At 67.8% G+C, this 255-nt stretch carries 1 protein-coding gene; it reads left to right on the forward strand.

Annotation, left to right across the window (positions count from 1 at the left end; translation table 11 throughout):
• A partial coding sequence (locus tag ACWNRM_RS15235) for a transposase (protein ID WP_485172257.1) occupies positions 1-255 on the forward strand: 255 nt, incomplete at both ends.

Here is a 255-nt window from a genome sequence, read left to right on the forward strand (position 1 = left end):
ATCCGCCGTGCCGCACGGGCACTGGAAGACCACAACGTTCATCGCGGGACTGCGGCTGACCGGCATCGTGGCGCCCATGGTGCTGGACGGACCGATCAACGGCCGCAGCTTCCTGACTTATGTCGAATACGTCCTCGTGCCGGATCTGCGCCCCGGCGACATCGTCGTCATGGACAATCTCGGCTCGCACAAGGGGCCGGGCGTGCAGGCGGCGATCGAGGCCGCCGGAGCCAGCCTGCGGTTCCTGCCGCCCTA

The sequence above is a fragment of the Asaia sp. A2 genome (assembly GCF_057319415.1).